This window comes from Sphingosinicella sp. (assembly GCF_041916975.1).
Taxonomy (GTDB): Bacteria; Pseudomonadota; Alphaproteobacteria; order Sphingomonadales; family Sphingomonadaceae; genus Sphingosinicella.
Genome location: NZ_JAYRYK010000001.1, coordinates 2,647,055 through 2,657,724 on the forward strand (window position 1 = coordinate 2,647,055; position 10,670 = coordinate 2,657,724).

At 62.8% G+C, this 10,670-nt stretch carries 7 protein-coding genes; 3 read left to right on the top strand and 4 right to left on the bottom strand.

Annotated elements, in window-relative coordinates:
• Positions 1–11 precede the first annotated feature (11 nt).
• The gene (locus ACE3TJ_RS12525) at positions 12–1,160 is read right to left on the bottom strand and encodes a dipeptidase (RefSeq protein WP_374596605.1); all 1,149 of its coding nucleotides are present in this window, start codon (positions 1,158–1,160) and stop codon (positions 12–14) included.
• Positions 1,150–1,692: a Rid family hydrolase gene (locus ACE3TJ_RS12530; RefSeq protein ID WP_374596607.1), complete on the bottom strand. Its 543-nt coding sequence runs from the start codon at positions 1,690–1,692 to the stop codon at positions 1,150–1,152. The genes ACE3TJ_RS12525 and ACE3TJ_RS12530 overlap by 11 nt, the downstream gene beginning before the upstream one ends.
• Between ACE3TJ_RS12530 and ACE3TJ_RS12535 the strand changes: the two genes are divergently transcribed.
• Together ACE3TJ_RS12535 and ACE3TJ_RS12540 are read left to right on the top strand one after the other, a co-directional pair.
• Complete coding sequence (locus ACE3TJ_RS12535; protein ID WP_374596609.1) at positions 1,691–2,677, top strand: alpha/beta hydrolase; 987 nt, start codon at positions 1,691–1,693, stop codon at positions 2,675–2,677. The genes ACE3TJ_RS12530 and ACE3TJ_RS12535 overlap by 2 nt on opposite strands.
• The gene (locus ACE3TJ_RS12540) at positions 2,674–5,217 is read left to right on the top strand and encodes an alpha-L-rhamnosidase C-terminal domain-containing protein (RefSeq protein WP_374596611.1); all 2,544 of its coding nucleotides are present in this window, start codon (positions 2,674–2,676) and stop codon (positions 5,215–5,217) included. The genes ACE3TJ_RS12535 and ACE3TJ_RS12540 overlap by 4 nt, the downstream gene beginning before the upstream one ends.
• A 13-nt stretch (positions 5,218–5,230) precedes the next feature.
• Here the strand turns inward: ACE3TJ_RS12540 and ACE3TJ_RS12545 are convergent, their stop codons facing one another.
• Positions 5,231–6,598: an MFS transporter gene (locus ACE3TJ_RS12545; RefSeq protein WP_374596613.1), complete on the bottom strand. Its 1,368-nt coding sequence runs from the start codon at positions 6,596–6,598 to the stop codon at positions 5,231–5,233.
• A 111-nt stretch (positions 6,599–6,709) separates the two neighbouring features.
• Complete coding sequence (locus tag ACE3TJ_RS12550) at positions 6,710–7,495, bottom strand: DeoR/GlpR family DNA-binding transcription regulator (protein ID WP_374596615.1); 786 nt, start codon at positions 7,493–7,495, stop codon at positions 6,710–6,712.
• A 276-nt stretch (positions 7,496–7,771) separates the two neighbouring features.
• On the opposite strand from ACE3TJ_RS12550, the gene ACE3TJ_RS12555 reads away from it, so the two are divergent.
• Positions 7,772–10,651: a TonB-dependent receptor domain-containing protein gene (locus tag ACE3TJ_RS12555; protein WP_374596617.1), complete on the top strand. Its 2,880-nt coding sequence runs from the start codon at positions 7,772–7,774 to the stop codon at positions 10,649–10,651.
• Positions 10,652–10,670: the final 19 nt, after the last annotated feature.

Below are 10,670 nucleotides of genomic sequence, written 5' to 3' on the forward strand. Positions count from 1 at the left end.
TCCCCGTGCTCTCATAACTGAGTGTCCTGCGGCGGGGTCTGGCCCTCCATCAGGCGAAGCGCATTCCCGCCCATGACCTTCGCGGTCTCCGCTGCGCTCAAGCCCCTTGCGAGCAGTGCCGCCGGGATCAGGTGCCATTGCCTGTAGTCGGTGAAGACCGGGCGGTAGTTGGCGTCCATGTCGGTCCCGATCGCGACATGATCGATGCCGACCGTATCGACGAGCCGCAGGATCGATTCGATCCAGTCTTCGAAACTGGATTGATTGATGCCGGAGGGGACCGAACCGATGACACCGCCGGTCTCGGCGACGATCCGCGCGTGATCCGGGGTCACGAGGCGCGGATGCGGCGGCGCATTCCTGGCCGTCACATTGCTGTGGGAGAGCAGCAAAGGGCGCGTGGTGATGGCTGCAACATCGCGCGTGACGGCGAGGGTCGCGTGCGCGACATCGACGATGATGCCCGCGCGGTTCATTTCGCGCACGATGTCGCGTCCAAGCGGTGTGAGACCGCCATGCACGTCGGTTTCGGTCTGGATGTCGCCGATCTGGTTGACGTGATAGTGAACGATCGTGATCGACCGCACGCCGTCGGCATAGGCCTGCCCCACGCGGTCGAGTCGGTCTTCGATGAAGTCGCCGCCTTCTATGGCAAAGGTTGCGGCCACCGCGCGGCGCTGATGTGCTTCTGCGATGGATCGGACACCGCGGCCGTCGACCACGTCCCCCGATGCCACGAGCGCCTTCAGCGTTCCGATCTGCCGTGCGTAGTACCCCCACGCCTCGCCCGGCTGGAAATCCCGCGTGGCGTGGAGGCCGCGCTCGGGCGTGAATTCCAGCAGTGACATGTCGGCGACGCCCGAGAAAAAGCTGCAACTCACCTGTCCGTCGCGCATTGCCGCAGCGGCTTCGATCTCGAATGGTGCGCCGTAGGCCTGCAACCGTGGTGAAGGCATGGTCACGCCGCGCAGGAAGAAGCGGCCGGGGTGAGCGTGCACGTCCACGGAAACATGGTTGCGGAGGAAGGCGCGGCCCGCCTCGATCTGATCCGGGCTCAGCGCTCTGCTGTTGGCGCGGCCGGCCGCGGGACACAAGGCTCCCGCGGCAGCGAGACCTTGCAGCGTGCGGCGGCGCGTCCATCCGTGGTCTTCACTCTTCATGTGTTGTCCCATTCTTCGGCGAGGCCGGAATGTGCGCGGTGCATTCGATTTCCACAGCGGCGCCCAATGCCAGGCCATTGGTGCCAAACGCACTGCGCGCGGGAAGCGGCGTTTCGCCGAAATAGGCAAGATAGACGGCGTTGAATTCGGACCAGCGGGAGATATCGGCCAGCATCACCACGCATTTGACGAGGTCGCCGAAGCCGAGCCCGTGCCGGGCCAAGATCGCGCCGATATTGCCCATCGCTTGTCGCGCTTCCGCCGGCAGTCCGCCCGGCACCAGCCCCGAGCCATCGGGCGCGGTGCCAAGTTGACCCGAGAGAAACAGGATGTCCCCGGCCCGAACGGCCTCGCGAAACGGCGGCGAGGTCATGGCAGCAGCGGCGCTGATCGGAGCCGTGAGTACGGCGGCAGCGAGAAGAAGCGTGTGTATGGCGCGCATATCGAATCCTTGTGATTGATTATGATTGAAATAGATCGAAAAATAGTCAAGGTGCTGATTGCAATCTGGTCTCGGGGGAGGAGAAATCATGCAGCATGTTCCGGAAGTATCGGACGCCGACTGGGATGACCGCCTCGATCCCGATCTCGTTCCGATCGTGCTCGCGGCGCGGGAAAAGATGGCGCTGCGGCCGCCGCTCCATTCGGTGACACCGGAGCAGATGCGCGTGCGCGCAAAAGCGGAGTTCGTGCCGTGGAATGCGGATTCCGTCCAGCTGCGCCGCGTTACGGATTTTACGCTCCCGGCCGCGCCGGGAGCAAAAGCGATTCCGGTTCGCCTCTATGAGCCGGACAGCCGCGACAGCGCCGGGTGTGTCGTGCATTTCCATGGTGGTGGCTGGACGATCGGTGACCTCGATCTCGAGGATGCGCCGCTGCGCTGGATGGTGCGCGCGGGGCGTTTCACTGTGCTCTCGGTCGATTATCGTCTCGCGCCCGAACATCGATTTCCCGCTGCGCTGGAAGATGGAGAAGCCGTCTTTCGTCTCATGGGAACGATAGGGACGCTGGTTGATGCAGACCCTGATCGTATTGTGCTTTCGGGCATGTCTGCCGGTGCCAATATTGCGCTCGGAACGGCGCTGAGACTCCGCGATGCCGGTGGGCGACAGCCATGCGGGCTTGCTCTGCAGTATGGCGCCTATTCGGATCAGGAGACGACATCGTCCGTGCGCCGTTTCGGCAATGGGCGTTATGGGCTTTCGCTCGCTTCGATGCGCTATTTCTGGGAGAATTATGCCGGACCCGTGGATGGCCCGAGGCATCCGTACGCCGTTCCACTCACGGCCGATCTTGCCGGCTTGCCACCCGTTTTCATGAATCACGCAGGTATAGACGTGCTTGCGGACGATAGTGTTCTGCTCGCAGAAGCGCTTGGCAAGGCCGGTGTTTTGGTGGAGCACAATGCCTATGCAAGCGCGATCCACGGCTTCACGCAGTACGTCAAGACCTCGCGCCTTGCGCAAACCGCGCTTGAAGAGGCGGCAGCGGCGATTGCGGCCATGCTGAAGCGATGACACCGAACTTCATCTGGCTCGCCGACCAGCCCGTCCGTCATGCGACGGGGTTCACGACGCTGCGCGGAACGCCGACGCGGCGCGAGGACGAAGGCGTCAATCGCTGGGTTCTTGCGCGAGGCATCCTTCAGGCGCCCGAAGCTCTGACAGGCGCGGAACTGCGAGTGCTCGTCGACGGACGCTATCGGCTGTGGCTGAACGGCAGGCCGATTGCGCGCGGCCCCGTTCGCTTCAATCCGGCGTATCCCCGCTACGACGCAATCGATGTGTCCGACGCGCTTTTGCCGGGCGCGAACATCGTGGCGGCGCTCGTGCATGTGCCGGGCATCGACCTTGCGTGGTATGAAACCGTGCGCGGGCACTGGCAGCCCGTGTTCGGCGACGGTGCGCTGCACGTGTCGGCCTTGGGTCAGACGGGGCTGGGCGAATGGTATGCCGCTGCGGATGAACGCTGGCGGATGACCGAATCCGGCGCATGGCGCCGCGATGCACCGCGTGCGGGGTGGGGCCAGGATTTCATTGAAGATTTCGACGCGCGGCTGCTCGATCCCGCATGGACGCAGCCGGGCTTTGATGACAGCGCATGGCCGCACGCGCGCCTGATGATCGCGCATCCCGAGGGATCGGAGGCGGCGCGCGGTTGGGGGGAGGTGAGGCCGTTTCCTGCCATGCAGCGCTCGGAACTCGCGCAGCAGCGGGAAGCCATTCACGCTCCCACGCAGATCGAATGGGTGCGCCCGCTGCTGCCGCAGCCCGATCTGCCGGTGAACCAGCGTCTTTACGAGGAGCAGCTGGAAGCCCCAGACCCCACGCTGGTTTCGGATGCGCCCGCCATGCTTCGCGACGACGAGAGCAGCGCGCGCGTATGGACGCATCCGGGGCGCGATACGGCGATTCTCGTGCGTTTCGATCCGTATCATGCCGGGCGGCCGTTTATCGAGGTCGATGCGAAAGGCGGCGAGATCATCGAGATCGCCGTCGCGGAAGCACTGCCGGGCGAGTACGGCCGGGGCAGGGTGGGCGATGGCCTACGTTCGGAAGGCCATCTCGGCTGCGCGCACATCTTCCGCTACACGGCGCGTGCCGGACGCCAACGCTTCGAGCGGTTCAACTGGACCGCGGTGCGCGCCATGCAGATCGTGGTTCGCAATGCGCCCAGTGGTTTGGATATCCTGCGCCTGGGATCGGTAGGCTCGGATTATGCGGCTGACGAAGAGGGTGCATTTTCCTGCTCGGACCCGTTTCTCGAACGCCTATGGCATGTGGGACGCTATACAGTGCGCCAATGTATGCACGACGCTTGGGTGGATTGCCCAGGCCGCGAGGCGCGCCAGTGGGTGGGCGACGGGGTCGTGCAGTTCGATGTCGCCGCCGTTTCCATCGGCCCCTCCGTCTATCCGCTACACCGGCAATTCCTGCTGCAGGCCGGCGAAAGTCAGCGCGGCGACGGGCTGGTCCGTATGTTCGCGCCCGGCGACAATCCGGCCGAAGCGCTCACCATCCCGGACAATTCGCTGCTCTGGCTGATCAGTGCCGAACGCTATTTTCAGGAAAGTGGCGACGAGGCGACAATTGAAGCCCTGATGCCGGGGCTGGAGCGGGTAATGCAATGGTGCGCCCGGCACCGCGGGCCTGCGGGACTGATTGCGCACGTCCCCCATTGGCATTTCATCGAATGGGCCAACATCGGCAGAAGCGGCGAGGGCTTTGCCTTCAATGCGCTTCAGGTCGGTGCCCTGCGCGCGCTCGCGCGCATGGCACAGGCGACCGAGCGGCCTCGCCTCGCGGTGCGCTGCAAGGAAATGGCGGATATGACTGCGACGGCGCTCGCCGCGCACCACTGGAACGCGGCGCGGGGTGTCTATGTGGACTCCGTCGATCCGGATAGCGGTGTTCAGGGCCCGCGTATTTCGCAGCACTCCAACGCCCTTGCCCTGCTGTTCGATATCGGGCCGCAGACGCGTTGGCCGGAAATTGTGGATGCGATCACCGACAGCGCAAAGCTGAAGCTCACGGCAGCGCCGCCGATCGTGCCCGAAGGCGAATCGTTCGACCCCGATGTCGACATCGTCCGGGCCAACAGCTTCTTCCAGCATTTCGTCTATGCGGGCCTTGCTCGTGCGGGGTGCTGGGCATGGGTGCTGAATGATCTACGGCGCGGCTTTTCGCCGATGCTGGAAACCGGCACGACGACGCTGTGGGAGAGCTTCCATCCGGGTGCGAGCCTGTGTCACGGCTTCTCGGCCACGGGCACGGCACAGCTTTCGCGTCAGGCCCTCGGCGTCTCAGCCATCGCGCCGGGTTATCGCACGTTCGCTGTCGCGCCTGATGTCGCAGGGCTGAGTTCGGCATCCGGCATCGTCCCTACCGTGCGGGGCCCGATCGTGGTAGCATGGCAGCGCGTGGATGGACGGGTCATCGTGGAGGTTTCGCATCCGGAAACGTGTAAGCCGAGCCTTTCGGTGCCTGCGGGCTTCATGCTTGCCGAAAAAACCGATCGTCCCGGCAAATTCCGGGCGATCCTGAACGCCGTTACCTGAGCCGGTCGGCGGCTCAGGCCGGTTCCTTTCCGGCGCGCGCTGCCGATATGTTGCGCTTGAGTTCCTCAAACCGCGCTTCGGTCAGCGGGTAGGCGCGCAGCACGAAGAAGGCGCAGACCCAAAGCACGCAGGGCACCAGCGTGTAGGATAGGCGAATGCCGAGCAGCGCGTTTTCACCCTGTGCGGTTGCGTCGGCACCCGCCACGAAGCCAAACGCCGAGAGGAACAACGAGGCGATGAAGGCGCCCATCGCCATGCCGAGCTTCCGGCAAAGCAGCCACGTGCCGAAGATCGCGCCCTCGCGGCGCTGCCCCGTGCGCTCTTCATCATATTCCACGGTATCGGGCACCATGGCATTCGGGCACAGCTGCGTTCCGCCGTCGACAAGGCCGATCAGAAACAGCGCCACGAACAGTGCGGCGGGCAGGCCCGCAGGCATGAACAACATAAGCAGGCTGAGCGTGGCGGCGCCGACAATGCCCGCGGCATAGGCTTTCTGTTTTCCATACTGCGCGAGACGCACCCAGAACGGCGTCGCGACCATGGCGCCAACGGCCGATGTCGCGACCATGGCGCCGACGAGTGCGGCATCGATCTTCATCACGAAGATGACGAGATAGATCAGCGTTGTGGCCGAGGCTCCAATCGCGAAATTCTGAAAAAGGAACGTGGTCCAGAGGATAAGGAATGGCCGGTTTCCCCGCAGTGCGCGGTATTCGGCGCGAAGGTCGAAGGGTTCCGCGGGTCGAACGATCTGCGGCGCATCGCGCGTCGCGAAAAAAGCCCAGAGACCTGAGAGGACCATATAGCCCCCGGCAACCATGCCCATGACGGCGAAGCCGTGCACGAGGGTCTCCTGGCTGTTGAAGAGAAGCGGCGCCGCGATCACGGCGACGAGGATGCCGATGCGCGCGGCGACCATCTTGAACCCGGTGAGGCGTGTGCGCACGCGATAGTCGGTCGTCATCTCGGCCGCCATCGACGAATAGGGCACGTCGTAGAAGGTGAAGGCCGTGCTGGTAAGCAGATAGAGCGCGATCACGTAGGCGATCTTCACACCTTCCGAAGCGCCCGCAGGCGCCTGGAAGAGAAACGCGAACATCACGCCGAAGGTCAGCCCACCGACGAGAAGATAGGGCCTCCGGCGCCCCATGCGGCTTCGGGTCCGGTCGGAAATCGCGCCGACGAGCGGGTCGATCAGTGCATCCCACAGGCGGGGGATCAGAAGCGCAAGGCCGGCCCAGACCGGAGAGATGCCAAGCGCCTGCGTAAGGTAGAACAGCAGGTACGACATGGTGATGCCGATATATGTCGCGATGCCGAGTTCGCCGATGGCCCAGCCCACGCCGACACGCCTGGTAAGCCCACTTGCCGGATCCATCCCCAAACCTCCCCGGTGATCGATGCCCTGTGGCCGATCTTATGGGTTCAGCATAGGGTTCAATCAAAATGCGTCAAGAATGATCAGAAAAGAGCGTAAAAATCGTCGACGTTAATTGCTCGCCACGATCAGCTTGCCGACTTTCCGCTCGACCATCTGGGCTGTGGCGTCGGTGATTCGGTCGTCGGTGATCAGCACGGCGATGTCCGCGAGACTGCATACGGCATGGCCGGTCGGTGCTTCGAACTTGGAGGAATCGACGAGAATGACGAGTTCGTCGGCAAGACCGATCAGCCGGCGTTCGGCCTGCACCAGAATAACATCGGTCTGCATGACGCCGTGGCTGCCCACCGACGAGGCTCCCATGAACATGCGCGAGGCCCGGTAGCCTTCCGTGCCATCGGATTCATAAGGTGAAAGAATGATGTTCTGCTCGCGGAAAACCGTCCCAGCGGGCACGGAAATACTGGTGTTCTGCTGCGGCAGGAGTGCCGACGCGATATGCAGCGAATTGGTGAGCACATGCAGGCTGAGCGGCGCGAGATAGGGGCACATCTGCAGCGTCGTCGAGCCGCCATCGATGATGATCGAATCGCCGCTGCGACAGAGCTGGGCGGCCGCCCGGCCGATCGCCTCTTTTGCCGGCCGGTTGCGGGAGAGGTTCTCGTGAAAGGGGACACCGCGCAGGTGGCCGGCGTCCGGCTCCACATCCTCTGCGCGGGCGAGGCGCGCGCCGCCGCGTACGCGAATGATTCGGCCGCTGTTCTCAAGTTTTTCCAGGTCGCGGCGAATGGTTGCCGGCGAGGCATCGATCCGTTTGTCAAGTTCGGGAAACGACACGAACCCACGCTCGACAAGCATTTCGATGATCAGCTGCTCGCGCTGTGCCGCGTGCATTGCAAACTCTCCCGGTGTTCCCGCTTCATCTCGACCACAAATGATCGTGAAACAAGCCATCATGGCTCATTGTTATGGTTTAACCTGCATTTTCCGTCTTATTCAACGCATTAACGCGTAGTCGTGGTGTCCGCCAATCTATCGAAATGACACAAAATGAAAACTTGAGGACCGTAATGCGCATTTTCTCATTGAAATAATCATTTTTTGTCATCATTAATGAGAATCGAAGATGCCGACAAAGGTATCCTTATTGATCCAAGGGGGAGAATGCCAATGAAGACTCGGACTGTTTCATCGAACGTTGCACGTCTCCTGGCGGGCACGGGTCTTGTGATGGGTGCCCTTCTTGCAGCGGCGCCGCTCCATGCGCAGGAAGCGTCGGCAACCGATGCGACCGATGAAGACGCCGTCATTCTTGTGACTGGTTCGCGCATTCAGCGCGACGGCTACGATCAGCCGACCCCCGTTACCGTCGCTACCACCGAGGATCTCCTCCTCTCCGTGCCCACCAGCATTGCAGACGGCCTCAACCGTCTGCCGCAATTCTCCGGATCGCGCAGCCGCACGTTCTGCTGCGAGGTTTCCTCTGTCGGCAACTATCTGAACCTGCGTGGTCTCGGCACCACGCGTACGCTCGTGCTGCTCGACAGCCGCCGCGTCGTGCCGACGCGCGAAAGTGGTGATGTCGACGTCAACCTGCTGCCGGAATTGCTGATCCAGCGCGTCGACGTGGTGACCGGCGGCGCGTCCGCGGCTTACGGTTCGGATGCGGTGTCCGGCGTCGTCAACTACGTCATCGACAATCGCTTCGAAGGTATCAAGGCGAACGGCCAGTTCGGCATTTCGAACTATGGCGATGACGAAACCGTAAAGCTCGGCATCGCGGGCGGTGCGAGTTTCAGCGAAGGGCGCGGCCATTTCGTGATCGGCGTGGAGCACTTCCGGATCGGTGGCATCTCCTCACTGAACGATCGGCCGACCTCAAGTCGGGGGGCATTCCTCGCCGGCAACGGAACAACAGCGACGCCCTATGAAACGGTTGCCGGCGCTCGGCACAACGTCTCGACCTATGGCGGCGTGATCGTCAACGCTTCAGGCCTTCCGGTTGCCAATGCGGGGGCTCCCCTCGCGGGCACAAAATTCCTTGCCGGTGGCGGCACGGGCGTATTCCAGTTCGGCACGGCAATTCCCGGCTCTCCGGCATTCACAATAGGCGGCGACGGCATTCTCAACAATCTTGCAGACCCGGCGCAGTCGCTGGAAACGCAGAAGGTCTATAGCCGCCTGTCGTATGATTTCTCGGACAATCTCTCTGCCTATGTCCGCGTTAACGCAGGCGTCTCCAAGACCGAGGGCGATGTGCTGGCCGATCACAGGTCGGGCGCCGCCGCTTACACGATCTTCCGGGACAACGCTTACCTGCCCGATGCCGTTGCCCAGCAGATGGATATGGCCGGTGCTCAGTCCTTCCGGCTGGCGCGTTTCAACCGCGACATCGGCCCCATGCGTCTGGACTATGTCAACAACACCTTCGACGTGAATCTCGGCCTTGAAGGCAAGCTTGGGGACGCCTGGAGCTGGGCTGTTTCTTATGGTCACGGTGAAACGCGTCTAAAGGGACGTGTCCACAACGTCTCGAACCTTGCGAAGCTTTATGCCGCCGCTGATGCCGTCGTCGACCCGGTAAGCGGAAACATTGTCTGCCGCGTCACGCTCACCAATCCCGGTGCCTACCCGGGATGTGCGCCGATGAATCTGTTCGGGGAGGGGGCGCCCTCGCAGGCTTCGAAGGACTACGCGCTCGGAACGAGCAGCCAGTTCGTGAAGAACACGCAGGACGTGTTCGCCGCTGAAATCCAGGGTGATGTTTTCGAGCTCCCCGCAGGCCCGGTTTCCGTTGCGCTCGGCGCGGAGTACCGCGAGCGCAGCCTCCTCGAGAAGTCGAACGACATCGCCGTCGGTCAGATTCAGGCGACGGGTATCCGAGGCTTCCCGGGTGCATTCTGCCCGACGCTGGCGACGTGTCGCTACGGCGGCTGGAACCAAGGCAACTTCGGTACCGCGGATGCCAGCGACAACGTGAAGGAAGGTTTCATCGAAGCGCTCGTCCCGCTGCTGCGCGATGCGCCGCTGGCCGAAGAGCTCGATCTCAATGCAGCCTTCCGCTATACCGACTACAAGAACAGCGGCGGCGTGGAGACCTGGAAGATCGGTCTTACCTACAAGCCCTTCGAGGATCTGCGCATCCGCGCCGCGCGCTCGCGCGATATCCGGGCGCCCAACCTGTTCGAGCTGTTCGCGGGGCCGGTCAACGCCTTCCAGCCGGGCCTCACCGATCCGCTTACCGGTCAAACCAACGTGATCGCCATCACGCGCACGCAGGGCAATCCGAATCTGGAGCCGGAAAAGGCGGATACGCTGACAGTCGGCTTCGTCTATACGCCCTCGTGGCTTCCCGGATTCTCGGGGTCGGTTGATTATTACGAGATCGATATCAACGGCGCGCTGAGCGCGACGACATCGCAGGGTACGCTGGATGCGTGCCATCGCGGCGATACCGTTGCGTGCTCGCTGATCACGCGTGATCCGGCGACCGACGCGATCCAGCAGATCGTGCTGCAGCAGATCAACCTGAACAGCCGCCTTGCTCGCGGTATCGACTTCGATCTTTCCTATCGCAGCGAGATCGGCGGTGGCGAGCTTGGTGCGCGCGCACAGTTCAGCCGGACGCTCGATTACATCGATACCGTCGGTGGCGTGAAGACGCAGCAGGCCGGCTTCTACAACACGGGCAACCAGCTTTCGCTTCCCAAGTGGCGCGGCAACGTGAGCCTCGACTACACGATCGGCGCGTTCAGCCTGTTCGTGCAGGAGCGGTACATCGGCAGCATCACCCAGATGCCGCCGCTTCCGGGGCAGGTCTTCGCGAAGCCGAAGATCGGTGCTGTTTTCTACACCGACATCACGGCGACCATGAAGGTGCAGGGGCTTGGTGGCGATTTCGAGATCTACGGAACCGTCAACAATCTATTCAACCGCAAGCCGCCGTTCATCGGCAACCGGTTCTCCGCGGGTCTTGGTTTCCCGACGCCTCCGAACCTCTATGATCTCGACAACCGCTACTTTACGGTTGGCGCGAGAGTGAAGTTCTAGGGCCGGGACAGGCCTGGGG